The sequence below is a fragment of the Kribbella qitaiheensis genome (genome assembly GCF_042657745.1).
GTDB classification, from domain to species: Bacteria; Actinomycetota; Actinomycetes; order Propionibacteriales; family Kribbellaceae; genus Kribbella; species Kribbella qitaiheensis.
In genome coordinates this window covers 186,340-210,099 of sequence record NZ_JBHSKE010000005.1, presented here as the reverse complement: position 1 = coordinate 210,099, position 23,760 = coordinate 186,340, and the positions used below count along the sequence as shown (strand labels likewise).

The following is a 23,760-nucleotide window of genomic DNA, read 5'->3' as shown; positions in this document are numbered from 1 at the left end:
TGTGGAGCTTCTACGGGATTCCCCGGATCTGGAGGTCGGCGATGCCGGCGAAGACGGACCACGACGCCCGGCGGCGGGACGTGTCGGCCGCGGTCTGGCGAGTGCTCGCCTCCGCAGGCTTCGGCGGACTGACGCTACGCGCTGTCGCCGCGGAGCTGGGCGCGACCACGGGTCTGGTGACGCACTACTTCCCCTCCAAGCAGGCGCTGATCGTGCACGCACTGGAGCTCGCGGAGACGCACACTCGCGCCCTCGTGCCTTCTCTTGATGGTGCCCACGGCTTGGAGGCGCTGCGTGCGGCGCTGGCGACGGTGCTGCCGTTGACCCCCGAGTCAACCGAGATCAACCGGGTCTGGGTGAGCTCTTGGGATGCTGCGCTGGCCGATCCCGAGCTGCGCGCGCTGGAGAAGGCCCGCTACAAACGTTGGCGTGCCCGGCTGAAGCCCCTCGTCGTCGAAGCCCAGGCGGACGGAGACCTGCCACCAGGCGATCCGGACGACCTGGTAGCAGCCCTAGCCGCCTTCACCCACGGCCTCGTCGTACAGGCCCTCTTCGACCCCCGCCTGTTCCCCCACAAACGGCTGCTCCGGCTGCTCACGGACCACCTCGAAGCACTCCGTCCCTAGCGGAGATTTGGTGCCACTGATGGTACCGACTGCGGTACCATCAGTTCATGGCCATGAACTTGAGACTCACGCCCGAGGCGGCGTCGGCGCTCCAGGCTGAGGCTGAGCGGACCGGCAGGTCACAGCAGGAGATCCTCCGGGAAGCGGTCGATCGCCACCTGCACCTGGTGGACGCCGAGCAGCCCGCAAGCGATCGCGACCAGGCGAGGTCCGCGCAAGTCGTGCGGCCGGCGCGGGTGGCCTATCGCAGGGTGGTGCCCCGGCTCCGGCTCCCGAAGGGCACCACCAGTCTCGACCTGCTCGATCGGGACGACCGTTTCTGATGCGTGTGTACGTGGACAGCAGTGCACTGATCAAGCGGGTGATCGTGGAGGAGGAGTCCGACGAGCTGGTGGACTTCCTCGATGCGCATTACCGGCAAGCCGACCTCTTGGCGTCGTCTTCGCTCGCCTGGGTCGAGGTGTCCCGGGTGGTGCTCGCGCGCGCCAAGTCGTCGACCGATACCGGCGAGCTGATCGACGGAGCGATGTCCGGAATCGACGAGCGGTCGATGACGACCGACGTCATCAGCGTTGCCCGCCGGATAGAGCCGCTCGTACTGCGGAGCCTCGACGCAATTCACCTTGCGACGGCCGTGTTGATCGACGCCGACCTCGTCGTCACCTATGACGACCGGCTAGCCGACGCTTGCCGTCGCAACTCTCTCGCCGTCGCGATGCCTGGTCGCGCGTGACTACTCCACGACGATCGCCGGGGCGACGACGAGCGCGGCGAGACTCAGAAAGGCGAGCGAGGTGGCCTTCAGCAGAACAGATCTGGGCATGACGAACAAACCTCCAGGACGGGCGGGGACCATGAGGTTGCGAACTGTCAGCACCAAGTAGGGGGTGCCGCGATCACTTAGTCAAGGTCTCGACGTAATTGCTTTCCGGCCCGTCCTGGAGGGCCTGCCATCAGGTCAGCAGGTCGTTCGCCGATCGCAGCACCGGTACGCCGAGCGCGCCGGCCGGGATGGACGCGCCGGTCACGTGGAAGGTGTGCGACTCGCCCGCGTTCAGGGTGATCAGGCCGCTGTCGACCCGGGCCGAGGCCTCCAGCCGGTCCGGGAACAGCGCCAGATCCTTGGCGAGCGCGGTCGCCGTCACCGTGACGTCGTAGCCGTTCTCAGTGCCGACCACCTGCGCGGTGTAGGCGTCTCCGTCCAGCTTCAGCGCAGTGTCCTCCACGAAGTACCAGTACGCCGAAGCGCCGTCGGCAGCTCGGACCTCCACGTACTCGGTCGCCAGCTCATCTGGCGTGGCAACCGGCGCCGGCAGCGAGTTGAGCATCGCCGAGCGAGCCGGGACCTCCAGTGCGAAGGTCTCGCTGGCCAGCACCTCACCACCCTTCGAGGTACTCCGGCGGGACACCGTCACCTCGGTGCTCCAGGCAACGTCCGTGTCGTTGTGCGCGGCAACCACCGACCCGTCCTCGCGAGGTTGCACCGTCAGCAGGCGATCGGCGTACACCCTGCGCAGGGCGAACCACAGTGGCTTGCGGATGCCGTGCCCGTCGACGGCAGCCCAGGATACGACCGGCCAGTTGTCGTTCAGCTGCCAGACGATCGCGCCGGTGTTCAGCGGGAACAGGCTGCGGAAGTGCTCGATGCCGTAGGCAACCGCGCGGGCCTGGTTCAGCTGGGTGGTCCAGTGCCAGTCGTTGATGTCCTTCCACTTCGGCAGGTGCTCGCCGAGTCCCCGCTCCAGCTTGAGGTTGCCCTCGAACGCCTTCTGGTGCACGAGCATCTGCTCGCCGTACGGGTCGAGCGGCTGGTCGTGCACCACCGAGGTCAACGTCGACCAGGCGGGCGGCCCCTGGAAGCCGAACTCGGAGACGAACCGCGGCTTGTACTTGCGGTACGTCGAGTAGTCCACCTGGTTCCAGACGTCCCAGATGTGCATGGTGCCGTTGCGCTCGTCGTTCGGGTGGATGTACCGGTCGTACGAGAACGGGCTGCCCGCGCTGTACGGCGTCCGCGGGTCGAGCTCGGCGACGATGGCCGGGAGCAGATCGAAGTAGTACCCCTCGCCCCAGGTGCGTCCGGCCAGCGGAGCGCGCCAGCCCCACTCGACGTACCCCCAGATGTTCTCGTTGTTGCCGTTCCACAGCGCGAGGCTGGCGTGCCGACTCAGCCGGGTGACGGCCTGCCGTGCCTCGGCCTCCACCTCGCCTCGCAGCGGCTCCTCCTCGGAGTACGCGGCGCAGGCGAAGAGGAAGTCCTGCCAGATGAGCACGCCGAGCTCGTCGCAGACGTCGTAGAAGTCGTCGGTCTCGTAGATGCCGCCGCCCCAGACGCGGAGGAGGTTCATGTTCGCGTCGATGGCGTCGCGGATGCTGCTTTCGTACGTCTCGCGGCTCAGCCGGGTGACGAAGGCGTCGTCGGGGATCCAGTTCGCGCCGCGTACGTAGACGGGCTTGCCGTTCACCGACAGGACGAACGGGCCGCCGTTCTCGTCGGGCGCGACGTTCATGGTGATCGTGCGGAACCCGACCCGGCCTTGCCACCCGTCGGACTGCGCGCCCGCCTCGAGGGACACGGTCACGTCGTACAAGGGCTGGTCGCCGTACCCGCGCGGGTACCAGCGGTCGACCGCGTCGACCGTCGAGGTGACCGTGGCCTCGGTGGAGCCGGCCGGGACGGTCACCTGGTTCGTGGCGCCGCCGACCTCGACGGTGATGGTGGCGTCGTTTGTGAAGCCGTCTGACCAGGCGAGTGCGACCTTGGTGTCCAGCACACCGCGGTCCTCCTCGAGGCCGGCGAGCGGCCGCACCGAGTCGATCCGCACGCCGGTCCAGGACTCGATCCGGATCGGCCGCCAGATCCCGACGGTCGCGACGTCCGGTCCCCAGTCCCAGCCGAAGTTGCTCGCCATCTTGCGGATCGCGTTGTAGGGATGGAGGTTCGTGTGCGGCCAGAGGCCGGACTCCTCGGACAGCCGGTTCGCGGTCGCCACCGGGGAGGCGAACTCGATCACCAGCTCGTTGCCCTCGGCAATGAGGAGTCCGGTGACGTCGAACCGGTACGAGCGGTGCTGGTTGCAGGTGCGGCCGAGCTCGGTGCCGTTCAGGGTCACCGTGGCGGCCGTGTCGAGGCCCTCGGCAACGAGTTCCTGGACGGCCTGCTGGTCGTCGGCCCAGTCGAAGACCGTGCGGTAGGTCCAGCTGGTCAGGCCGATCCAGGCGAGCTTGCCCTCGTTGTCGCCGTCGAACGGATCCGGGATCACGCCCGCCGTCAGCAGGTCGGTGTGCACCTCGCCGGGGACAGTGGCGGCGACCGGCGTGGTCAACAGGTCGCCCTGCCCCTCCGGCACCGGGCCATCGATCGCCCGCACGGTCCAGGCGGCACCGCCTGCGGTGGTCAGCGGGACAGTCCTGAGAGTGGATTTCACAGACGGATCTCTTTCCGGAGAGGGGTACTTGACCGGTTTACTTGATTGACGCGACGAGGTCTGCCGGCATGCTGCGGGGATTTCAGGAGACGGTACTGCGCCAGAGATCGGCGAGCAGGCGGTGTCCGGCGGCCGTCGGGTGGACGCCGTCATCGGCGAGCGTGGTCGCCCCGACAACTGCTGCCTGCCGGTTGAACTCGACATCGGCCGGCACCAGCACAGCGCCGTACTCCGAAGCCAGTCGGCGGACCACCTCGATCTTCGGGTCCAGGTCTTCCCGCCAGGCGTCCTGGTCGTCCTTGACCGCGAGCAGGAACGGCTCGACCAGGATCAGCTTCGCCCGCACCGGCTCGAGGAGGGCCCGGTAGGACCGCTCGAACGACGCGGTCGAGGTCGGGTCGTTCTTGTCATACCGGCGCCAGGTGTCGTTGATGCCGATCAGCACCGACACCACGTCCGGCTGGTGCGCGAGCACATCGGTCTGCCAGCGCGCCTCGAGGTCGGCGGCGCGGTTGCCGCTGATTCCGACGTTCACGATCCGCGGCCGCTGCGGGCCGAGGGAATCGAACAGGTCCCGGACATAACCATCGCCCAGGCCCCGCCGATCCTCCCGGCGGCCGCAGTCGGTCACGGAGTCCCCGGCGAACACGACGGTCCGCCGGGGATCCAGGAGTTCTTCGATCATCAGATGGTCGAGGCGTGCACGTCCCAGTCGTCCGGCAGGACGGCGGGGATCTCGACAGTGCTGGTGACGTCCACGAAGGCGCCCGTGTCGATCGACTCGGTGATGGAGGCCATCACGTCGACGACGTGGAACGCCAGCGCCCCGGTGGCCCGGTGCGGCCGGTCCTCCCGGATCGCCCGCGCCATGTCCAGTACTCCGGTACCGCGCTCGGCGGACGCCTCGGTGCTGGCGACGGTCTCCCAGTCCTCGCTGCCGCGGCGGCGGATCTTGATCTCGCCGTCGAAGCGGTTCGGGTCCGGCAGGGCGAGGGTCGCGTCCGCGCCGGTGATCTCCACCAGCCCGGCCCGCGGCAACGGCGAGTCGAAGGAGAAGATGCTCTGCGAGGACTGCCCCGACTCGAACCGGGCGATCGCGGAGACGTGGGTCGGAACCGTCACGTCGAAGTCCGTGCCCTGCAGCGGGCCAGACCCGATCGTGCGCTTCTCCCGCGACTTGGAGCCGAGCCCGGCGACGGCCGCGACCGGTCCGAAGCTCTGCACCAGGGCCGTCAGGTAGTACGGGCCGATGTCGAACAGCGGGCCCGCGCCCTCCTGGAACAGGAAGGCCGGGTTCGGGTGCCACGACTCCGGGCCGGGGGACTGCATCAGGGTGAGCGCGGTCAGCGGCTCCCCGATGTCACCCTTCTCGATGATCCGCCGGGAGGTCTGCAGACCCGGGCCGAGGAACGTGTCCGGAGCGCAGCCCAGCCGGAGTCCCGCGTCCTGAGCGGTCGCGAGCAGCTTGAGTCCGCTCTCCTGGTCGAGCGAGAAGGGCTTCTCGCTCCACACGTGCTTGCCTGCGGCAACGGCCGCCAAGGCGACCTCGACGTGGGCGAGCGGGATGGTCAGGTTGACCACGATCTCCACGTCCGGGTGGCTGAGCACCGCCTCGGGACCACCGTGGGTCTCGATGCCGTACTCCTCGGCTTTAGCCTTCGCCGCCTCCGGCCGCAGGTCTCCGATCGCGACCACCTTCAGGTCGGGGAAGCTCTGCATGCTCTTCAGGTAGGCGTCGGAAATGGTTCCGGCGCCGATCACGCCTACGCCGACAGCGCTCATGCAACATCCTCTCCGGTCAGGTAGGCGAAGCTGCCCGCCACCGCGTCGAAGATCTCGCCGTCGAAGTCGTCGAGCTCGACGACCCGCAGCGTGCCCGGAGACGCCTTGAGGATCTCGTTCACGTTGATGGAGCCGGCGCCGACCGCGACCTGCGCCTTGTTGTTCAGCGTGCCGTCGCCGTCCTTGACGTGCAGCGCCTTCACCCGGTCACCGAGCCGGCCGAGCAGAGCCGGTACGTCGGCGCCACCGACCGCGGCCCAATAGGTGTCGAGCTCGAGGATGACGTCGTCGGACAGGTTGTCGGCCAGGATCTCCAGGCCGTGCACCCCGTCGATCACGGACTCCAGCTCGAACTGGTGGTTGTGGTACCCGACCGTGATGCCGTGGTCGGCTGCCTCGACCGCCGCCTTGTTCAGCGCTTCCGCCGTCGCCTTGATGTCGTCCGCGGCCTGCCAGCGCGCCGGGTCGACGTGCGGGTCGATGACGGTGGTGATGCCGAGCTTCTTCGCCACCTCGAAGATCGGGCCGGACTCCTCACGCAGCAGACCCGCGTGCGTGGTGGGAGCCGTCAGGCCGTACTTGGGCAGCGCCTCGGCCAGCTTGTCCGCCAGCCCGACCACACCGAACGGCTCGACCTTCTTGTAGCCGATCTCCGCGATGCGGGCCATCGTGGCGTCGAAGTCCTCCTCCAGCTTGTACCGGACCGTGTAGAGCTGAAGGGACAGATTGTCCACTGCGACCATGTTTTCTCTCCTCGTCCCCGAAGCACCCCGCTGCCCGGGAGGCGCTCCGGCCGACCTAGCCGAACCGGTTAAGTAACTCTCCGCAGCGTATCCCACCACCCCACCCCCCGGCCACCCCAAAACCACCAGATGAGCCGCCTCCACCCCCCAAAGGCAAACGCTTACCCATGCACCCCACCCTCCGGCCAGGAGGCCCCCACACCCCCCGTCCCCATCCGACAGGCTGACACGCCCCACCCCCGGATTCCCTCGGCCCGGGCGACGCCAGCCGCCACACAGCGTCGAGTCGTGGATTTGGGGAACCGGCAACCGTTTACCAGCAACCGCGATCCACGACTGAGCAACCACTCACCGGCTGAGACGCCATGGCCGGCGCGGGCGCGGGGACGTAGGGGTGCGTGGCGCGCGAACCCAGTCCAGCGGGACACGCCAGCCACTTTGTGCACCACCGGAGTACGGCGCCCGCCCGGCGGCACTCACCTCGTGCACAGAGTGGCGGCGGGTGCCTCAGCCGGGGGCCGGCCGCGACCTCGTGCACCAGTTGAGTACGGCGCCCGCTCGGCGGCACTCACTTCGTGCACAGAGTGGCGGCGTCGCGTGCTCTGGCGGGGGCCGGGGCGCGACTTTGTGCGCCACCTGAGTACGGCGCCCGCTCGGCGGCACTCACCTCGTGCACACAGTGGCGGCGCGTGCCTCAGCCGGGGCCGGCCGTGACCTCGTGCACCACTTGAGTACGGCGCCCGCGCGGCGGCACTCACCTCGTGCACAGAGTGGCGGCGTCGCGTGCTCTGGCGGGCGCCGGGGCGCGCGACTTTGTGCGCCACTGAGTACGGCGCCCGCTCGGCGGCACTCACCTCGTGCACAGAGTGGCGGCGGGTGCTTCAGCCGGGGCCGGGCCGCGGCTTTGTGTGCCACCGGGCCGGCGAGCTCCCGGCGGGTGAATGTCGATGCACGACCTGATCGTGGTGCCGCGGCCGATCCCGGAGCCGCCGTACGACGTGGTCGCCGTTCGGGCGCCCGGTTCACTCCACGAACCGGCGGCCGGCATGGTCCGGGTCACCCACCTGTCCGTGACGGGACGCGATGACACATCGACCGTCCGGTCGCCGGAATCCCCCACTCTTCTGGCGCTTCATCACCGAGAAGTACGGCATCCACCCCCGGCTATTCGTTGGCGGCAGGGGCGAAGTAGTTGGTGAGCATCTCGGTTGGCCAGGATGGTTGGCTGAGGGGGCCGCGGGGGCCGAACTCGGTGAACCAGGGCTTGATGTCGAGGACGGGGGTGCCGTCGACGGCGTCGAGGTCTTCTACGTGGAGGTCGAGGCCGTCGACCTTGAGGAGTCGGCAGCGGGAGACGCCCAGCCAGTTGGTACGGCGCATGTTGCGGTGGCCGAAGATGCCTACCTCCGGCCAGTCCGGGTTGTCGCGGGCTCGGCGCGCGCCAAGGTCCAGGTCGGTTTGATCGGTCAGGTGGAAGTGGAAGACGACCTCGAGATGTGAGAAGTCTTCGAGCCCCTTCGTCGAGTCTGCGCCGAAGCGCCGGCCGTCGATCCGGATGATCGCGCGAGTGCCGCCCCAGTAGTCATCGGTCGGCTCGACCCGACCTCCGAGAACGTGGGCGATCGGCTGGACGGTGATCGACTGATCAGCCATCGGTTTCCTCAGGTTATTGGGCGCGGGTGTACCGACAGTAATTGTTCCGTGCGTTTGAATGTCTTGCATGCAGGGTTTGTTCGATCAGACAGGTTGCTGTGGGTAGGGGAGAGCGGTTGCCTGTGGACAGGGTGTAGGCGGGGAGGCGGAGAATGGGGATTGCCGGGTCGCCGTCACGATCCGGGTTGCCTGTTGAAGGAGGCCGTTGTGGCCCGCATCACCATCAAGGAGATCGCCAGGCGGGCCGGGGTCTCCAAGGGCGCGGTGTCGTATGCGCTGAACAACCAGCCGGGGGTGTCCGAGGCGACCCGGGCGCGGGTGCTCAAGGTCGCCGAGGAGTTGGAGTGGGTGCCGAACCGGGCAGCCCGGCAACTCTCGGCCGCGCGGAGCGAGACCTTCGGGCTGGTGCTCGCGCGGACCGCGAAGACTCTCAGCGAGGAGCCTTTCTACATGGGGTTCGTCGGGGGTGTGGAGTCCGTGCTGAGCGAGAAGTCGTACGCGCTGGCGCTCCAGGTCGTGCCGAATCTGGACGAGGAGATGGCGACGTACCGGAAGTGGGCCGCGGAGCGCCGGGTGGACGGGGTGCTCGTGGTCGATCTGCGGGTCGACGATCCGCGGATCCCGCTGCTACGGAAGCTCGACCTGCCCGCCGTACTGGTCGGTGATCCGGCGATGGCCGACGGGATGACCTGTGTGTGGACCGACGGGACGACCGCGATGGAGGCCGCAGTCGGGCACGTCGCGGAGCTCGGGCACCGGGAGATCGCGCGAGTGGCCGGACCTCCGGAGCACGGGCACGTGTGGATCCGGGATCAGGCTTTCGCAGCGGCGAGCCATCGACTCGGCCTGGCTGCACGGGTGGTGCACACGGACTTCTCCGGCGAGGCCGGCGCGGCGGCGACTCGCGAACTGATGGCGAGCGACTCCCGGCCGACGGCGATCATCTACGACAACGACCTGATGGCCGTTGCCGGGTTGTCCGTCGTGAACGGCCTGGGGTTGAGGTCGCCCGACGACGTCACGATGGTCGCCTGGGACGACTCGACCCTGTGCCGGCTGACCCACCCGACCCTGACCGCGATGAGCCACAACATCGTTGCCTACGGCGCCGAGGTCACTCAGCGGCTGTTCGACCTGCTCGACGGCGCGCTGCCCGCCGCGCACCTCTACTCGACGCCGGCCCTGGTGGCGCGAGAGAGCTCCGGCCCGCCTAACCGATAGCCGCGGCCGCCGTCACCTTCACCGGTACTCCGTTCAGGGCGGCCGTACCGGCGAGGGTGTCCGTCAGGTCGGCATCGGTCACGTCGTTCGCACTAGCCCCGGCCACCTGGTTCGCGATCGTCAGCCGCGCACCGGGTCGTCCGTGTCCGAACCCGTGCGGCAAACTCACCACCCCAGGCATCATGTCGTTGCTGGCAGCAACCTCCACGTCGACCGATCCCGCTGCGGAGCTGACGCAAACGAGCTGACCGTCGACGAGATCACGCGACAGAAGGTCATCCGGATTCATCAGCAACTGATGCCGCGGCTTTCCCTTCACCAGCCGAGCCGAGTTGTGCATCCACGAGTTGTTGCTGCGCAGGTGCCGTCGCCCGATCAGCACCAACCCATTGCGCCCAGCAAGCAAGAACGCCGACAGTCGCGGCAGATCGTCGAGAATCATCCGCTGAGCAAGGTCGATCCGCTTGGACTTGTTGCGCAAGGCGCCTGGCAGCGCGGGCTGCAACGGCCCGAGGTCGATCCCGCCCGGGGATTTCCGCAACTTGCCCACGGACAACCGGTACGGCCCGATCCGCAGCCCCAGATCGACGACCCGCTTCGGCGACAACCGCAACCGCGCCGACGCGATCACCTTGTGCCGGCTTCTCGGCGTACGGCGTAACAGGGCGAGCCCGAGTCCGCGGAAGATCTCCCAGTCGTGCCGGGCCTCCGGCGGACGAGGGAGTACGGCGTCGTTCCAGCGGGCCGTGTTCCGTACGGCGAGCTGGTGGAACGCCAGGTCGTAGTGGTCCCGCTCGAGCGGTGGCGTCGGCGGCAGGATCACGTCCGCGTGCCGGGTGGTCTCGTTGATGTACGGGTCGACGCAGACCATGAAGTCGAGCGTGCCCAGGGCCTCGTCGAGCTTGCGCCCGTTCGGCGTGGAGAGCACCGGGTTGCCCGCGATCGTCACCATCGCCCGGATCTGGCCCTCGCCCGGCGTCAGGATCTCCTCGGCCATAACGGACGCGGGCAGTTCGCCCCCGAATTCGGGCAGTCCGCGCACCCGGCTCTTCCAGACGCCGATGTGGCCGCGGCCGATCCCGCGCAGGGTGTCCACGGCCGGCCGCGGGATCATCGTGCCGCCGGGCCGGTCGAGGTTGCCGGTGATGATGTTGAGCACCTGCACCGCCCACTGGCACACCGCGCCGAACTGCTGCGTGGAGACGCCGACCCGTCCGTAGCACGCAGCCTTGTCCGCGCCGGCGAACTCGCGCGCGATCCGACGGATGGTGTCTGCGTCGATTCCCGTCACCGGCGCCGCCCGCTCAGGCGTCCACTCGCGCGTCGCTTCCGTCACCGCCTCCAGCCCGTCGACGTACTGCGCGGGTCTGGCGTGACCGTCGGCGATCACCTGATGGATCAGCGCGAGCAGGAACGCCGCGTCCGTAGCGGGCCTGACGAAGTGGTGCTCGTCCGCCACGGCTGCCGTCTCGCTCCGGCGCGGGTCGATCACGACCACCCGGCCGCCGCGTTTCTGGACCTCCTTGAGCCGCCGGCCGAATCCCGGCGCGGTCATCATGCTGCCGTTGGAGGCGAGCGGGTTCGCGCCGAGCATCAGCAGGTACGACGTACGGTCGATGTCGGCGACCGGGACCATCAACTGGTGCCCGTAGAGCAGGTGTGACGCCAGCATGTGCGGCAGTTGGTCGACCGAGGTGGCGCTGAACCGGTTGCGGGTCCTGAGCTGCCGGACGACCGTCGGCATGTGCGTCATTGCCCCGAGGCTGTGGACGTTGGGGTTGCCCAGGTAAACCCCGACAGAGTTCTTCCCGTGCTTCTGCTGGATCTCGGTCAGCCTGGCGGCGACCAACTCGTACGCCTCGTCCCAGCCGAGCTCCTCCCACCCGTCCGCGGTACGGCGTACCGGGGTGGTCAGGCGGTCCGGGTCCTCCTGGAGATCGCGCAGCGCGACCGCCTTCGGGCAGATGTGCCCCCGCGACAGCGGGTCCGCCTCGTCGCCCCGGATGTCCGTGACGTGGCCGTCCTCCACCGTCACGAGCACGCCGCAGATAGCTTCACACAGATTGCACGAGGTCCTCCGCACGGTCGCCATCCGGTCAAACTACCCCCGGGTAGCGGCGACCACTAGTCACTCGAAGCGGGCCTCGTCGAGGCGGCCGAGGATGGCGTCGACGGTCTCGTGCGGGGAGAGGTCGGAGTTGTCCAGCCAAAGGCCGCGGCGCGGGGTGAAGGCGTGCAACTCGTAGTCGAGCTCGTCGACCGAGTGCTCGTACCCCGAACCGAGGCGGTTCGAGATCACGTCGGGTCGCGGCGTCAGTACGACGAGGTATCGCGGCCGGGTCTGGATGCCGTCGAGGAACTCGCGGAGCAGTTCACCGATGACAACATCCTGGAGTACGACGGTGAACCCGGCCTGCGCGTAGCCGTCGGCCGCTTGGCAGGCCAGCCGGTACCTCAGCTTCAGCTGCTTCTGCGCCTCGGCCCCGTTCTCGATGGCCGAGGAGGCCTGGCCGCTGACGATCATCCGGCGGAAGACGTCGCCGCGCAGGTGGACGCCGTACTGGAAACGCTCGGCGAGTAACTGGGAGACAGTGGACTTCCCGGCCGCCGTGATCCCGCTGACGACGATCACCCCCTCGGTCTCCATGAGGGGATGGTGCCACGCAGGACAAGCTTTTGGTCAGGCCTCGTCCATTCTTGTCTCTAGTCGGACATAGCGGGCCCGCTCGTCAAGCGCGCAACGATTCCAGGTGCGCGCCGAGGATCGCGCGAACGCGGGCCGGTGTGGTGTGGTCCGGCTGGATCGACGCGTGCATCGCGAGGCCGTCGACCAGGGCGTGCAGACGCTCCGCCTCGAGGTCCTTGTCGAGGTCGTCCCGTACTGCGCCCGACTCGGACAGGCCGGTGACCAGGGACCGGCAGAGCCCGCGTAGACCGTCCTGGACCGGCCCGAGATGTTCGCGCAGCCCGCCGGCGCCCGACTCGGCCTGGGCCTGCGCCATGAACGACAGCCAGATGTCGAACTCGGCCTGCCGCTCCTCGTCCAGCGGGATCACCTCTTCGAGGTACCGCAGCACGATCTCGGTGATGGTGCCCTCGGGCCGGATCGCGCTGATCCGGTCCTGGACCCGGCGGGAGACCAGGTCCATCGCGAAGCTGATCAACCCGTCCTGGTCCGGGAAGTAGTACCGGACGGCGCCGGCGGACCAGCCGGCCTCGGCGGCCACGGTGCGGACCGAGGCGGCGCGGATGCCGTCGCGGCGGACCACCCGCCACAGCGCCCGGGCGATCTCCTCGCGGCGGGCCTCGTGATCGACGATCTTGGGCATCTGCTCTTTTTAGCACACCTGTGTTATGGTCGATCAAGAAAACACGGTCGTACTAAATACGAGGGGAAGGTGGACGCCGTGCTGCTCGCCGTGATCGCCGCCTGTGAGATCGGCTTCTGGGTCCTGCTCGCCGCCGGGATGATCACGCGGTACGGGTTCCGGCTGCCCAGGCTGGGGATGGCGCTGCTGATGGCGGTCCCGCTGGTCGACGTGGTGATGCTGGTGGCCAGCGTGATCGACATCCGCCAGGGCGGTGAGCCGTCGTTCAAGCACTCGCTGGCCGCGATCTTCATCGGGGTCAGCGTCGGCTTCGGCCACCAGACGCTCAAGTGGGCCGACGGCTGGGCGGCGTACCGGTGGGCCGGCGGATCGCGGCCGGTCAAGCCGCGCAAGGGGACCCGGGCGAAGGCCCGCAAGGAACGCCAGGGCTGGTACCGGCACGTGCTCGCCTACGGCGTCGGCGTCGGGGTGATGGTTGCTCTCGGCCTGCTGTCCGGTCAGGGGTACGACGCGTTGCTGGGGCCGGCCTGGACCTGGACCATCGTGCTGGTGATCGACGGCTTCGTCTCCTTCAGCTATGGCGGCAGTGGCGAAGAGGAGATCGACGAGGACGAGCCAAGCAAGGTCGAGCACAAGCAGACCGCCTGAGCGACAAGGCCGAAGATCCGGGCCGGACCCGTCCGGAAGCCGTACATTGACGGACATGACGAAGTCCGTGGCAGGGCGGGTCTGGTTCGGTGTCACCGCGGTGGTGGTTGCGCTCGGCATCGTGATCCAGTTGTTCGTGACCGCGAACGGCACCGAGGGTTTCTACCCGGACAACCCGGAGCGCGTGCTCAATGTGTTCGCGTACTTCACCATCCAGTCCAACCTGTTGCTCGGGGCGACCTGTCTGCTGCTGGCGCTGGATCCCGACCGGCCGCGGGGCGCGGTGTTCCGGACGCTCCGGCTCAACGGAGTCCTCTGCATCGCGGTGACCGGCATCGTCTACCACCTGGCGCTGGCCGGGCTCGACGAACTGTCGGGCTGGAGCGCCTTCACGAATCTCCTCGTCCACACGGTCACCCCGCTGCTCGGCGTACTGGGGTGGTTGCTGTTCGGACCGCGGCGGCAGACCGACGGGCGGATTGTCGGCTGGTCGCTCGTGTTCCCGCTGCTCTGGCTGGCCTTCACGTTGATCCGCGGTGAGGGGACCGGGTTCTACCCCTACCCGTTCATGGACGTCGGCCTGCACGGCTACGGGCAGGTCCTGCTGAACTGTCTGCTCGTCGCGCTACTGTTCCTGGCGCTGGCGGCCGGGGCCACCTTCCTCGACCGCCGGATAGGCCAGAAAGCCACCGTCGAGAGGTAGGAGTGCCTTGCACCAGGGACCAGCACGTCATCTCCGGCGCCCATGCGGGCACCTCGCGGCGTTGGAGCAAAGGGCACGATGGAAAAGCATCGAGCCCTTCACTCCGCCTTGCGATGCACCCACCTGGACACCGGAGCTAACGCACTGGTCCCTGGTGCAAGGCACGCCGTGCTCGTGACGTCTCGCTCGTACGCCGAGTACGAGGCGATGTTCGACCTGTCCGAGCTCCCCGGCTCGGTGCTCGACTGTTGTGCCGGGGGTGCGAGCTTCACCGCGGAGGCCGCCGAGCGCGGGGTCGACGCGGTGGCGGTCGATCCCGCCTACGACCTGCCGTCCGCCGAACTGGTCGACACCGTACGGCGCAGTCTCCCGGCGACGGCCGGCATCGTCGACGAGCACGCCGCGAGCTTCGTCTGGACCTGGTACGGCGATCCCGGGCGCAAGGACGACCTGCGGATCCAGGCGGCCGACCGGTTCCTGCAGGATGTGGCGCTGGCTCCCGAGCGGTATGTCGCGGGGAGTCTGCCGGAGTTGCCGTTCGAGGATGAGCGCTTCGACCTGGTGCTGTGCTCGCACCTGCTCTTCACCTGGGCGGACAAGTACGACCGGGACTGGCATCTCGCGGCGCTTCGGGAGCTCATCCGGGTCAGCCGTTCGGAGGTGCGGATCTTCCCGCTTGTCCATCAGGGTGCGGGCGAACCGGTCGCGTATCTGCCCGACCTCCTCGAGGCGTTGCCCGGGGTCTCGTCCGAGCTCCGCAAGGTGCCCTACGAGTTCCAGGTCGGCGCCGACCAGATGCTGGTCTTGACCCGCTGATCGTCTGTACTGCGAGCCCCGGGTGCCCCGTGCCACAGGGCGGAAGGATCCGTGGCGCGGGGCGACGGTGGTGTCCGTGCCGCGAGGCGGCAGTGGTCGCCGCCGCCCCGCAGTACGGGGGGATTCGACTGCTGTGAGGGGTCAGCGCAGGAAGCGGCCACAGACGGGCCACGGTGAGGCGCCACGCTGGGAGTAGAGCTTCTTCGCCCGCATCAGCTGCTCGCCGGCCGACGCCTTCGCCGGGTTGCCGGAGCCGCCGACGCTGCGCCAGGTCCTCATGTCGAACTGGAACAGGCCGTAGTAGCCTGCCGGGTTCACCGCCCGGGAGTTGCCGCCCGACTCGCAGTTGGCGACCTTGCGCCAGCCCGAGCTCATGTTCGCACTGCCGCCGCTGGCACGGGTCTCGGAGCGGGTCGTGCGAGCCTTCTTGACGGTCTTGGTCTTCTTCGGCCTCGACGACTGGCTCTTGGACGAGTGGCTCTTCGTCGACTTGGTGGTCTTGGCCCGCCGCTCCGTGTGCCGGACGGTGGACTTCTTCACACCGTCGAGCTGGAGGGTCTGGCCGATCAGGATCAGGTCCGGATCCTTCAGGTTGTTCAGTCTCGCCAACTCGTGCCAGTCGGCGCCGTTGGCCTGGGCGATCTCGGAGAGGGTGTCGCCGGACTTGACCGTGTAGTCGGTGGCGAACGCGGCACCTGCGCCGGCGGCCGTGATGCCGGCCCCGAGGCCGGCGATGGAGATGGTCCGGACGACCCGCCGGGTACTTCGGCGGGGACGGGCATGTCGAGCTTTGGACATCAGATTGCTCCTCATGAGCTGGGCATGGTGAATTTCTCCAGCCCGGATGATTCAGCCGCGTGCGCACTTACCCCGAGAACCTCGCGCCGGGAAGTGCGGACCGGGGCGAGATGAAGGTGGACGTCACCTGGGTGCGTGAGGCTCGGATCGCCGGCCGCTCCCTAGCGAGCAGCCGCACCGGGCTCCGCAGTCTGGTGAGGTACCACTCCTTCCCGGGTGCAGGGGACCGACATCCGGCCGATATCACGGGACGGCGTCCGAATGATCACGTGACGGTAACGACGTGACCGGCCCATCGTGCGCGAGACGGCCGTCGAACGCAAGAGTCCTCGCCGAATCAGGGCAAGATTTTTCGGCGGCTGTGAGAGCGCGAAACCTCAACAACAGAACGGTTTCCGAGCCCCTCGTCAGGCGGGGAATCAGCCATTCTTCCCCACTTCGCGCGGTCCAACCATCCCACTTTGCCTGCTGCCGCGGAGCCGCCCGGATTCCGATATTCGTGCGTGTCATCCGCGCGGTTCACTCGTTGTTCGAGTCACGAGCCTGGCTGCTCCGAGTGCCGCGTTTCGATCCGTCAGTGACGGATTGGACGCTCTCGGTGGCCGTGGCGTGAGTTGAGGCGATCGACTGATGGGGGCGAGCGGTGATCCGAGTAGTCCTCGGCCACCGCGGCACGATGGTGCGAGGCGCACTGGCCGCGGTGTTGTCCATGCAGGCCGATCTGGACGTGGTGGCCGAGCTGGACCGCTCGGACGACGTCCTGGCGGCGGTGAGCCGGCGACCGCACGTGGTGCTGCTCGATCCGCAACTTCCCGGCAAGATCGGGATCGAGGAACTGTGCCGGAAGCTGACCGGCCGCGGTGTGCTGGTACTGATCGACCACGAGGCGATCGCAGCGACGAGTCTCGCGCTGGTCAAGCAGGCGCCACGGATCGGCCTGATCGCGACCGACTCGTCCACCGACCAGTTGGTCGAGGCGATCCGGGATGTCGCGAAGGGCCTGCCCGTGGTCGATGTCCGGCTCGCCGTCGCCGCGCTCAGGGCCGGTGACAATCCGCTGACGGACCGCGAGTGCGAAGTACTGCGTCAGGTCACGACCGGTGCGACCGCACAGGAGATCGCCCGCACGCTCAGTCTGAGCGCCGGCACAGTGCGGAACTACCTGTCCCGGATCCTGGCCAAGACAGGTGCGCGCAGCCGGATCGAGGCGATCCGCAAAGCTCAGGACGCAGGCTGGATCTGATCACCTCCGGGCTGCCAGTGGCCGAGGAGTTCCCGGTAGAGCGGAGACGACCTCAGCAGGGTCGTGTGGTTGCCGACGGCAGCTTTGTTGCCGTCGAGGACCAGGATGCGCCGTGCGCGCAGTGCGGAACTGATCCGGTGCGCGATGACGATCACCGCGAAGGCATCGACGATGCTGCAGGCGATGCCGACGGCAACAAGGGTGCTGGCGATCAACAGCCAACTGCCGTAGTCGTCTCCCGCCACGATCGCGTCGACGGACCGGCCCAGCACGGCCGGCAGGGCGAGCGCAGTACCGCTGCTCAGTAGGGCGGTCACACCGATCATCGGCAACCAGCCTCTGCCGTGCCGCGCGACCGAACCGAAGGTGGTGGTCATTGAAGGAGCCCGGTGTGGTGGCCGAGGAAGGCCAGCATGTCGGCTGCCAGCCCGATGCCCTTGCTGGCCGAGCCGGCCGCGTGGCCCGAGTCTCGTTCCAGTCGCAACAACACCGGCCGCTGACCGTCTGTCGCATGCTGAAGCGCGGCACACATCTTGCGAGCGTGTAGCGGATCGACTCGCGTATCACTTCCGAATGCGGTGAACAGCACGGCCGGATACTTCACACCGGGCTTCACCCGGTGGTACGGCGAGTAGGCCAGTAGGTGGTCCAGCTGGGCGGGATCCGAGGCGGATCCGAACTCCGGCACCCAGCTCTCACCGAGGCCGGACAACTCGTAGCGGACCATGTCCAGCAGCGGTGCCGAGCAGACCGCCGCTGCGAAGAGTTCCGGGCGTTGCGTCAGCGCGGCTCCGACGAGGAGACCACCGTTCGACTCGCCACACAGCGCGAGCTGCTCCGAGGTGGTCCAGCCTTCCGCGATCAGGGATTCGGCCGCGGCGATGAAGTCGTCGAACACATTCTGCTTCTGGTCGAGGGTGCCGCCGTGGTGCCAGTCGGCGCCAAGTTCACCGCCGCCGCGCAGATTCGCCGTCACGAACACGCCGCCCGCCTCGACCCACGCGAGTGTGAAGGCGGAGTACGTCGGTGTCAGCGACTGGCCGAAACCCCCATAGCCATAGAGGATCGTGGGCCGCGGGCCGTGATGACCAGGCTTGGCGATCACCAGCATCTGAAGCTCGGTGCCGTCGGGTGAGGTGAACCCGACCTGCCGCGACTCGGCCTCCGGTACTGCGGTCGCGCCGGGCGGGTGGGACCACAGCGTCGTACGAGTTGAGGTTGTGTCGTAGCGGTATACAGCCGACGGGGTGATGCTGTCGGTGTAGGAGAACCAGACCTCGTGGCCGCCTTCCGGCCGGGTCATCAGCGAACCGACCGAGCCGATCCCGGGCAGCGGGACCTCGCCGAGCCGCCGTCCGGTGACCAGGTCGTGGATCGCGATCTCGCTGACAGCGTTGCGGGTCCGGCCGACCAGGACGACCTTGTCGAGGATCGCCAGGCTGCTCAGTGGCGCGTCGGGATCGGCCGACACGTAGGCGTGCCACACCAGCGGATTCTCGGGATCACCCACGCGGATCCGGCCGGTCGGCGCGTCGCGCGTGGTCACGACGTACAGGCGGCCGTCGGAGCCGACCGACATCACCGTGATCGCGTCGACGCCCTGCTGCACGACGGCAGGTGGTTCGTCCTTGCTCAGATCGGCGAGCCAGAGATCGTTCGCCATACCCCGGGCGGCCGAGATCGTCAGCCACCGGCCATCCGCACTCAGATCCAGCCCGTACGACGCCTCGCCGCCGAGCACGAGTTCGTCCTCAGTCGCGCCGAGGTGGTGTCGCCGGACCTGGCGGAATCGCACGTAGTAGAAGGACTTCCCGTCCGGGAGCCAGGCGACGGGGGAGTAGAGGCAGCCGTCGAGCGGGTCGTCCACCACCTGGCCGGTGCTCACATCGAGCACGCGCAGGACGGACTGCTCGCCGCCGCCACGGGAGACCTGGAACGCGAGCAAGGAGCCGTCCGGGGAGGGCTGCCAGCTGTCGAGTGAGGTGAGTCCGCTCGGGTCGAGCTGTGTGGGATCCAGCAGTACCGTGTCATCGCAGTACAGGACCGGGTGTTCCTGCTCGGAGGAGCGGCGGACCAGGAAGCAGTGGTCGCCTCGCCAGAGTGGCGCGGAGACGGTGCCGACGCTGGAGAGCGCCTTGACCCGGCTGCGGAGCTTGTAGCGGCCGGGGAGTCCGACGGCGTGGTTGAGCCAGAGCTGGTCCTGGATCGCCTGCCACTGCTGGGTTTCCGGCGAGGCGGCGTCCTCCAGCCAGCGGTAGGGATCGGGGACGGCGTGGCCGTACAAGTAGTCGACGAGCGGTAGACGCTCGGCGTCGGGATAGCTCAGCTCGAGTTGCCGCACGGGTGTCTCCCTCCCGTTCTCGGGGGTCCCGTCGCCCGGCGGGCCGGTCGACGGAACAGGTTCGGCCCTGGGCAGGAATGCTGCCCGCCCAGGTCGTCCGCCGGCGCGAAGGTCGCTCGGCGCGTAGTGCATCCAGGTGTCGCCGGGGACGTGGTCCCAGCCGGCCGGCACCGGCCGCGCAGACAGCGCGAAGTCCGGATGCTCGGCGCCCCGATTGGTCGGGGTCTCGTAGAAACGCCGGTCGGCCAGGCAGTAGAGCTCGTAACTTTCCATGGCGGTTCGTCCCCCTCTCGTTCGGTGCCCCGGCACATCTTGGGCAACGGGAGGAGGGCTGGCGTAGTGCATGACGTCACGACTAGGGCGTGAAGAACACACACGCTACGAGTGAGTAAGTAACCACTCTTTGTTAAGTCGTGATCACTCTGAGCGGTGTTCGTGGCGGTGGCGTAACAGGCCGGATAACTCGACCTGGATTTGATCGTAGTGAGTCTTGCTGTCCGATCAGGAGTGCTTGTAGGCGCCGGTCACTTCGCGGACCGGTTCTCCTGGCTGGCGAAGTACGCGACCTTCCGGGCCCGCATCACCTCGCCCAGCGGGCGGTGCGCGACCACCGCGTTCCAAGGGTCGAACTTGGCCGCCTCGACCTCCTCGTCGAATGTCTCGTCCCTGGTCTGCCGGGGAATGGTGAGCCTTCCGATCGACAGGTACGGCGCCTCCCAGTTGACCGACGCGTCCTCGATCGGGGTGGACTGCTCGTCGCTGAAGAACTGGACCTGGAGGTCGTAACGCAGTGGCCGCTCGGCGATCCGGCGGTAGATGTCGGTTCCCCAATCCTCCCTCGCGGCCGGATCCGGCTCGCTGGAGGCGGCGACCAGCTTGATGCGTACGGCGTACGGACCGAAGCTGATCGGGGCGGCGCTGAAGAAGTCGGCGGTGGCGAATCCACTGAACGGCGTCTTGAGGGCAGCCGAGACGGTTCTGAGCTGCGGGATGATGCTGGGCCTCTTGAGGGCCTTCAGGAGGATCTGGCCCGTGGTGCCGGAGCCGGTGGTGACCACGGTGACGAAGTCCTCGCTGGTCGGGGAACTGAAGCGCTCGTGGTTGATCAACGCGAAGTCCTGCGAGACCGCCTCGCCGCCGAGCGCCGCCGCGCCGTTGACGCCCAGCACCTTGATGGCGAAGCCGCGGATGTCCGGCACCTGGTCCGGCGCCCGGTTGAACCCGCCGTTCGAGAGCCGCACCCAGGCGTCGTACTTGTCCGGGGCCGAGAAGATCCCCTGCCTGGCGTAGTCAGGCAGCTCCGCCGGAACCTCCAGCATCGCCCGAAGCGCCGCCACCTGTTTGCGATGCAGAGCCCGCCCGGTCCCGTACTGCGTGTCCTTGCGCTGCTGCATCTCCCGGAACAGCGCCGCCTGCCGCTCATGCCTCTCGCCCTCGTCCGGCAGAACCACTTCACGCCACTGCGTACTCGGCTCACCCACGACAGCTCCCCTCGCCGGACCGACCAGTCCCCTCCAGTATCCGCCCACCCGGTAGTTGCACCCGGCAACTTCCCACTTCGGCCCGTCCCCGGTTGCCCTCCGGGCTGGCATGCGCCGCGTCAGGGTGGTGACGATCGCGATTGGTTCGAGCGCCCGCGGCCGCGAGGGGAACCCCAGGTTGAGTCCTCGCCCTAGGATCGGCGGATGAGTCGTGTGCGGCCGTCGGGTGACGCTGATGAGGGGGCGATGCTCGTCGGGTGGCTGGACTGGCAGCGGGGGACCGTCAGGTTGAAGTGCGTTGGGTTGTCTGACGAGCAGGCTCGGCTGGCGCCGCTTCCGTCGTCTCCGCGGATGACTGTGGCGACGTTGGTCGCGCATCTGCGGTGGGTGGAGCTTGCCTGGTTCGAGGTGAGCTTTCTGGGGGCGCGGGAGTTCGCGACCGACGATCCTCTGGACCGGGAGGATCGTCCGTCGGCGCCGCTCGAGCGGCTGTTGAGCGAGTACGACGCGCAATGTGTCCGGTCCAACGAGATTGTCGCAGCCTCCAAGCTCGATGATCTGGAAGCCTGGGCGCCCGCCGGGCTGGAGTTGGTGTCGTAGCGGTGGATCGTGACGCACCTGATCGAGGAGACCGCTCGTCACCTCGGCCACCTTGATGCTCTGCGCGAGCTGATCGACGGCACCACCAGTTACTAGCCGGCGCCGGCTGGTGGATCAGCCCTTGAAGTCGACCTCCTTCGTCTCGGCGACGGCGGCGGTGCGGCCGGGGGCGGTGTGGTACTGCCAGTAGAGGTTGGTGTGGGCGATGACCTTGTCGGGGGGCGGGGCGCCCCACTCGGTCTGGTCCTCGGTGGTGTGGGCGTCGCCGACCAGGGTGACGTCGTAGCCGCGGACGAAGGCGCCGTGGATGGTGGAGCGGATGCACTCGTCGGTCTGGGCGCCGGTCACGATCAGGCGGCCGATGCCGGCCTCGGCCAGGACCTGCTCCAGGTCGGTGTCCTCGAAGGAGTCGGCGTACGTCTTGTGGACCAGCGCCTCGGACTCCTGGCGCGGCAGTTCGGGCACGTACTGCCAGTCGTCGCTGCCCTTCGGCAGGTTTTCACTGCTGTGCGCGACCCAGACGATCGGGACGGCCTCCTCGCGTGCCTTCTCGACGAGCGTGCCGATGTTCGCGACGACCGCGTCGCGCTCGTGGGTGCCGGTCACGACGCCGTTCTGGACGTCGATGACCAGCAGGGCGGTGTTGGGTCGATCGGACAGCGTGGTCATGACGATCTCCTAGCTGGTCGGACTCGGAATCTGCCGCGGAGAACACGCTAAAACGATCCGCCGACATTTTCTGCGGCACAGGGCCTCTCCGCGCCACTTGCACATCGTTCAAGTCGTCGTCCTGGTCGGGAACGCCGTGATCCTCTACAGCAACCTCACCGCCGTGAAGTCCGTCCAGGCCGCCTTCGCCCGCAAGGGTGACCCGGTGCTCGCCGGTATCGACGTCGCCTCGATCGTGGTACTGCTCGCCCTCGCCATCGCGTGACAGCGGCTCCCGCTCACCGACCCTGGACATGGTCGGCAGAGCGGGAGCCGCAGGCTTTGCGAGGTGAGGCTCAGTGCCAGTTGCTGATCTGGACATCGCGGGGAGACGGGGCGCCCTTGCCGGTCTCGACCAGGGACTTCAGGCTCATCAGGTAGATCGCCCACTTGGTGCTGCAGTGGTTCATGAACTCCACCTGCTCCTTCCACCCCTGATGCTGAAACAGGATGATCGTGTAGTCGCCCTCCTGCTTCAGCTCCCAGACGACGTTCGTGCCGATCCACTCCTCGGGTCCGTCGACGACCTCCCACAGCACGCGCCGGTCGGGCTCCAGTTCGAGCACCTTCATGTCGAAGCCGCCCGGCAGGAAGCGGAACTGGAGGACGTCCCCGATCCCGCTGTCGCCCTGCGTGTCGTCCGTCCACCAGCCGGCCAGGCCGTCGCGGGTGGTCAGAGCCTGGTAGACCTCGTTCGGGGACGCGGTGATTCCGACTCTGTGCAGAATGTCGACCATGATCAATTCCTCTTTCCAGTCTTGGGTTGAAGGACTTTCCCGCCGGCGGGTGAGCCGCCGGTCACTGCTCTTTCCTGCGTTGGATCGCCTCGGCGATGCGCTTGATCCGCCGCAGCCTGGCGTCCCAGGTCGCGCCGACCGTGGACAGTTGTGCCGCTGCGCGGGCGAGTTGCTCGTCGTCCACCAGATACCGCCTCTCCCGTCCGGCCGGTGTGCCCTGGACCAGCCCGACGCGATCGAGTACTGCGAGATGTTTGGCGACGGCCTGTCGAGTCACGGGGAGTTGCTCGCTCAGGGAGGTCGCCGTACCGCCGTCGCCCGCCAGTAGCAGGTCGAGCATCCGACGCCGGGTCGGATCCCCGATCGCGGACCAGAGATCGTCGTCGACCGTGATCGTCATGACTTCGAGGCCAGCCGCTCGGTGTACTTGATGAGCCGTGGGAGGAAGTAGTCCCAGCCGGTGGAGTGGTCGTTGTACTGCTCCTCGAGCACGGCGGCCTCCCAGCCCTGCTCCCGGAACCCGGTCTCGGTGAGCCGCAGGACGGTACCGGCGCCCGATGGCTCGAGGCGGAACGTCACCAGCAGGGAGTTCGACGGGGTCGGGGCGTCGCCCTTGGGGTGCGTCCACCGGAAGGAGAACAGCCGCGGCGGCTCCGCCTCCACGACGGTGACCTGGACGACGTTCGCCTCGGGGGAGGTCCGGTCGCCGAAGACGATCTCGCCGGTGCCGCCGGGCGACGGATCCAGGTCCGCCTCGTCCGGCCACCACTCCTTCAGGTGCTCCGGGCTGCTGATCACGTCGAACACCACCTCGGGTGACGCGTCGATCCTGATCTCGCGCTCGAGGTTTCCGTACTCCATGGTCGTCCCACTTTCCGCAACGTTTGGTTGCACGTCACGGTA

The 23,760-nt window shown here is 68.1% G+C and carries 25 protein-coding genes and 1 pseudogene; 10 read left to right on the top strand and 16 right to left on the bottom strand.

Annotation, left to right across the window (positions count from 1 at the left end; translation table 11 throughout):
- Window positions 1-41 precede the first annotated feature (41 nt).
- Genes ACFPJ1_RS04075 through ACFPJ1_RS04065 form a run of 3 tightly spaced genes read left to right on the top strand, consistent with a single transcriptional unit; the run spans window position 42 to window position 1,359 of the window.
- A complete protein-coding gene (locus ACFPJ1_RS04075) occupies window positions 42-626 on the top strand; it encodes a TetR/AcrR family transcriptional regulator (protein ID WP_380101447.1) in 585 nt (194 codons plus the stop codon).
- Window positions 627-673: 47 nt separating this feature from the next.
- Window positions 674-949 carry a ribbon-helix-helix protein, CopG family gene (locus ACFPJ1_RS04070; RefSeq protein ID WP_380101446.1) on the top strand — a complete coding sequence of 92 codons (276 nt, stop codon included), beginning with the start codon at window positions 674-676 and terminating at the stop codon, window positions 947-949.
- The gene (locus tag ACFPJ1_RS04065; protein WP_380101445.1) at window positions 949-1,359 is read left to right on the top strand and encodes a type II toxin-antitoxin system VapC family toxin; all 411 of its coding nucleotides are present in this window, start codon (window positions 949-951) and stop codon (window positions 1,357-1,359) included. The genes ACFPJ1_RS04070 and ACFPJ1_RS04065 overlap by 1 nt, the downstream gene beginning before the upstream one ends.
- A gap of 220 nt (window positions 1,360-1,579) precedes the next feature.
- Here ACFPJ1_RS04065 and ACFPJ1_RS04060 read toward each other — a convergent pair whose 3' ends face one another.
- The 5 genes from ACFPJ1_RS04060 to ACFPJ1_RS04040 all read right to left on the bottom strand — a co-directional run bounded on the left by ACFPJ1_RS04060 (window position 1,580) and on the right by ACFPJ1_RS04040 (window position 8,232).
- Window positions 1,580-4,054 (bottom strand): glycoside hydrolase family 2 protein, encoded by a 2,475-nt coding sequence (locus ACFPJ1_RS04060; RefSeq protein ID WP_380101444.1) that lies wholly within the window; start codon window positions 4,052-4,054, stop codon window positions 1,580-1,582.
- Window positions 4,055-4,136: 82 nt separating this feature from the next.
- Window positions 4,137-4,739 carry an SGNH/GDSL hydrolase family protein gene (locus ACFPJ1_RS04055; protein ID WP_380101443.1) on the bottom strand — a complete coding sequence of 201 codons (603 nt, stop codon included), beginning with the start codon at window positions 4,737-4,739 and terminating at the stop codon, window positions 4,137-4,139.
- Entirely contained in the window at window positions 4,739-5,836 is a 1,098-nt protein-coding gene (locus tag ACFPJ1_RS04050; protein WP_380101442.1) for a Gfo/Idh/MocA family protein, read from the bottom strand. The genes ACFPJ1_RS04055 and ACFPJ1_RS04050 overlap by 1 nt, the downstream gene beginning before the upstream one ends.
- Window positions 5,833-6,579, bottom strand: a complete 747-nt coding sequence (locus ACFPJ1_RS04045; protein ID WP_380101440.1) for a sugar phosphate isomerase/epimerase family protein — start codon at window positions 6,577-6,579, stop codon at window positions 5,833-5,835. The genes ACFPJ1_RS04050 and ACFPJ1_RS04045 overlap by 4 nt, the downstream gene beginning before the upstream one ends.
- Before the next feature lie 1,164 nt (window positions 6,580-7,743).
- Entirely contained in the window at window positions 7,744-8,232 is a 489-nt protein-coding gene (locus ACFPJ1_RS04040) for an SAM-dependent methyltransferase (protein WP_380101439.1), read from the bottom strand.
- Window positions 8,233-8,439: 207 nt separating this feature from the next.
- Between ACFPJ1_RS04040 and ACFPJ1_RS04035 the strand changes: the two genes are divergently transcribed.
- Window positions 8,440-9,453 (top strand): LacI family DNA-binding transcriptional regulator, encoded by a 1,014-nt coding sequence (locus ACFPJ1_RS04035; RefSeq protein WP_380101438.1) that lies wholly within the window; start codon window positions 8,440-8,442, stop codon window positions 9,451-9,453.
- Here the strand turns inward: ACFPJ1_RS04035 and ACFPJ1_RS04030 are convergent.
- From ACFPJ1_RS04030 to ACFPJ1_RS04020, 3 genes are all read right to left on the bottom strand, one after another.
- A complete protein-coding gene (locus ACFPJ1_RS04030) occupies window positions 9,443-11,545 on the bottom strand; it encodes a molybdopterin-dependent oxidoreductase (protein WP_380101437.1) in 2,103 nt (700 codons plus the stop codon). The two genes, ACFPJ1_RS04035 and ACFPJ1_RS04030, sit on opposite strands and share 11 nt — an antisense overlap.
- 36 nt (window positions 11,546-11,581) lie before the next feature.
- Entirely contained in the window at window positions 11,582-12,100 is a 519-nt protein-coding gene (locus tag ACFPJ1_RS04025) for an AAA family ATPase (protein ID WP_132189544.1), read from the bottom strand.
- A gap of 82 nt (window positions 12,101-12,182) precedes the next feature.
- Window positions 12,183-12,782: a TetR/AcrR family transcriptional regulator gene (locus tag ACFPJ1_RS04020; protein WP_380101436.1), complete on the bottom strand. Its 600-nt coding sequence runs from the start codon at window positions 12,780-12,782 to the stop codon at window positions 12,183-12,185.
- A gap of 69 nt (window positions 12,783-12,851) precedes the next feature.
- Between ACFPJ1_RS04020 and ACFPJ1_RS04015 the strand changes: the two genes are divergently transcribed.
- The 3 genes from ACFPJ1_RS04015 to ACFPJ1_RS04005 all read left to right on the top strand — a co-directional run bounded on the left by ACFPJ1_RS04015 (window position 12,852) and on the right by ACFPJ1_RS04005 (window position 14,949).
- A complete protein-coding gene (locus ACFPJ1_RS04015) occupies window positions 12,852-13,430 on the top strand; it encodes a 2TM domain-containing protein (protein ID WP_380101435.1) in 579 nt (192 codons plus the stop codon).
- A gap of 55 nt (window positions 13,431-13,485) precedes the next feature.
- Window positions 13,486-14,133 carry a Pr6Pr family membrane protein gene (locus tag ACFPJ1_RS04010; RefSeq protein WP_380101433.1) on the top strand — a complete coding sequence of 216 codons (648 nt, stop codon included), beginning with the start codon at window positions 13,486-13,488 and terminating at the stop codon, window positions 14,131-14,133.
- A gap of 174 nt (window positions 14,134-14,307) precedes the next feature.
- Complete coding sequence (locus ACFPJ1_RS04005) at window positions 14,308-14,949, top strand: class I SAM-dependent methyltransferase (protein ID WP_380101432.1); 642 nt, start codon at window positions 14,308-14,310, stop codon at window positions 14,947-14,949.
- 141 nt (window positions 14,950-15,090) lie between these two features.
- Here the strand turns inward: ACFPJ1_RS04005 and ACFPJ1_RS04000 are convergent, their stop codons facing one another.
- Complete coding sequence (locus tag ACFPJ1_RS04000; RefSeq protein WP_380101430.1) at window positions 15,091-15,747, bottom strand: transglycosylase family protein; 657 nt, start codon at window positions 15,745-15,747, stop codon at window positions 15,091-15,093.
- 643 nt (window positions 15,748-16,390) lie between these two features.
- On the opposite strand from ACFPJ1_RS04000, the gene ACFPJ1_RS03995 reads away from it, so the two are divergent.
- Complete coding sequence (locus tag ACFPJ1_RS03995) at window positions 16,391-16,990, top strand: response regulator transcription factor (RefSeq protein WP_380101429.1); 600 nt, start codon at window positions 16,391-16,393, stop codon at window positions 16,988-16,990.
- Here ACFPJ1_RS03995 and ACFPJ1_RS03990 read toward each other — a convergent pair.
- The 3 genes from ACFPJ1_RS03990 to ACFPJ1_RS03980 all read right to left on the bottom strand — a co-directional run bounded on the left by ACFPJ1_RS03990 (window position 16,969) and on the right by ACFPJ1_RS03980 (window position 20,812).
- Entirely contained in the window at window positions 16,969-17,367 is a 399-nt protein-coding gene (locus ACFPJ1_RS03990) for a 6TM ABC transporter family protein (RefSeq protein WP_380101428.1), read from the bottom strand. The two genes, ACFPJ1_RS03995 and ACFPJ1_RS03990, sit on opposite strands and share 22 nt — an antisense overlap.
- The gene (locus ACFPJ1_RS03985; protein WP_380101427.1) at window positions 17,364-19,604 is read right to left on the bottom strand and encodes a prolyl oligopeptidase family serine peptidase; all 2,241 of its coding nucleotides are present in this window, start codon (window positions 19,602-19,604) and stop codon (window positions 17,364-17,366) included. The genes ACFPJ1_RS03990 and ACFPJ1_RS03985 overlap by 4 nt, the downstream gene beginning before the upstream one ends.
- A 251-nt stretch (window positions 19,605-19,855) precedes the next feature.
- Entirely contained in the window at window positions 19,856-20,812 is a 957-nt protein-coding gene (locus ACFPJ1_RS03980; protein WP_380101426.1) for a catalase family protein, read from the bottom strand.
- 204 nt (window positions 20,813-21,016) lie between these two features.
- Here ACFPJ1_RS03980 and ACFPJ1_RS03975 point away from each other — a divergent pair.
- Window positions 21,017-21,508 (top strand): annotated as a pseudogene (locus ACFPJ1_RS03975) (DinB family protein).
- An 18-nt stretch (window positions 21,509-21,526) separates the two neighbouring features.
- On the opposite strand, the gene ACFPJ1_RS03970 reads toward ACFPJ1_RS03975, so the two are convergent.
- Window positions 21,527-22,081 (bottom strand): cysteine hydrolase family protein, encoded by a 555-nt coding sequence (locus ACFPJ1_RS03970; protein WP_380101425.1) that lies wholly within the window; start codon window positions 22,079-22,081, stop codon window positions 21,527-21,529.
- Window positions 22,082-22,178: 97 nt separating this feature from the next.
- Here ACFPJ1_RS03970 and ACFPJ1_RS03965 point away from each other — a divergent pair, with 97 nt between their 5' ends.
- Window positions 22,179-22,346: a hypothetical protein gene (locus ACFPJ1_RS03965; RefSeq protein ID WP_380101424.1), complete on the top strand. Its 168-nt coding sequence runs from the start codon at window positions 22,179-22,181 to the stop codon at window positions 22,344-22,346.
- 70 nt (window positions 22,347-22,416) lie between these two features.
- Here ACFPJ1_RS03965 and ACFPJ1_RS03960 read toward each other — a convergent pair whose 3' ends face one another.
- From ACFPJ1_RS03960 to ACFPJ1_RS03950, 3 genes are all read right to left on the bottom strand, one after another.
- Window positions 22,417-22,857: an SRPBCC family protein gene (locus tag ACFPJ1_RS03960; RefSeq protein ID WP_380101423.1), complete on the bottom strand. Its 441-nt coding sequence runs from the start codon at window positions 22,855-22,857 to the stop codon at window positions 22,417-22,419.
- A gap of 61 nt (window positions 22,858-22,918) precedes the next feature.
- Entirely contained in the window at window positions 22,919-23,257 is a 339-nt protein-coding gene (locus tag ACFPJ1_RS03955; protein ID WP_380101422.1) for an ArsR/SmtB family transcription factor, read from the bottom strand.
- Window positions 23,254-23,718, bottom strand: coding sequence for an SRPBCC family protein (locus ACFPJ1_RS03950; protein ID WP_380101421.1), 465 nt, complete (start codon window positions 23,716-23,718; stop codon window positions 23,254-23,256). Before ACFPJ1_RS03950 ends, ACFPJ1_RS03955 begins: the two co-directional genes overlap by 4 nt.
- Between the last annotated feature and the right edge of the window lie 42 nt (window positions 23,719-23,760).

Coding starts and splice junctions, on each gene's coding strand:
- ACFPJ1_RS04070 (WP_380101446.1), top strand. CDS start 674: ATGGCCATGAACTTGAGACTCACGCCCGAGGCGGCGTCGGCGCTCCAG.
- ACFPJ1_RS04040 (WP_380101439.1), bottom strand. CDS start 8,232: ATGGCTGATCAGTCGATCACCGTCCAGCCGATCGCCCACGTTCTCGGA.
- ACFPJ1_RS04045 (WP_380101440.1), bottom strand. CDS start 6,579: ATGGTCGCAGTGGACAATCTGTCCCTTCAGCTCTACACGGTCCGGTAC.
- ACFPJ1_RS03970 (WP_380101425.1), bottom strand. CDS start 22,081: ATGACCACGCTGTCCGATCGACCCAACACCGCCCTGCTGGTCATCGAC.
- ACFPJ1_RS04030 (WP_380101437.1), bottom strand. CDS start 11,545: ATGGCGACCGTGCGGAGGACCTCGTGCAATCTGTGTGAAGCTATCTGC.
- ACFPJ1_RS04025 (WP_132189544.1), bottom strand. CDS start 12,100: ATGGAGACCGAGGGGGTGATCGTCGTCAGCGGGATCACGGCGGCCGGG.
- ACFPJ1_RS03985 (WP_380101427.1), bottom strand. CDS start 19,604: ATGGAAAGTTACGAGCTCTACTGCCTGGCCGACCGGCGTTTCTACGAG.
- ACFPJ1_RS04050 (WP_380101442.1), bottom strand. CDS start 5,836: ATGAGCGCTGTCGGCGTAGGCGTGATCGGCGCCGGAACCATTTCCGAC.
- ACFPJ1_RS04000 (WP_380101430.1), bottom strand. CDS start 15,747: ATGTCCAAAGCTCGACATGCCCGTCCCCGCCGAAGTACCCGGCGGGTC.
- ACFPJ1_RS03990 (WP_380101428.1), bottom strand. CDS start 17,367: ATGACCACCACCTTCGGTTCGGTCGCGCGGCACGGCAGAGGCTGGTTG.
- ACFPJ1_RS03950 (WP_380101421.1), bottom strand. CDS start 23,718: ATGGAGTACGGAAACCTCGAGCGCGAGATCAGGATCGACGCGTCACCC.
- ACFPJ1_RS04010 (WP_380101433.1), top strand. CDS start 13,486: ATGACGAAGTCCGTGGCAGGGCGGGTCTGGTTCGGTGTCACCGCGGTG.
- ACFPJ1_RS04065 (WP_380101445.1), top strand. CDS start 949: ATGCGTGTGTACGTGGACAGCAGTGCACTGATCAAGCGGGTGATCGTG.
- ACFPJ1_RS04055 (WP_380101443.1), bottom strand. CDS start 4,739: ATGATCGAAGAACTCCTGGATCCCCGGCGGACCGTCGTGTTCGCCGGG.
- ACFPJ1_RS04020 (WP_380101436.1), bottom strand. CDS start 12,782: ATGCCCAAGATCGTCGATCACGAGGCCCGCCGCGAGGAGATCGCCCGG.
- ACFPJ1_RS03955 (WP_380101422.1), bottom strand. CDS start 23,257: ATGACGATCACGGTCGACGACGATCTCTGGTCCGCGATCGGGGATCCG.
- ACFPJ1_RS03960 (WP_380101423.1), bottom strand. CDS start 22,857: ATGGTCGACATTCTGCACAGAGTCGGAATCACCGCGTCCCCGAACGAG.
- ACFPJ1_RS04075 (WP_380101447.1), top strand. CDS start 42: ATGCCGGCGAAGACGGACCACGACGCCCGGCGGCGGGACGTGTCGGCC.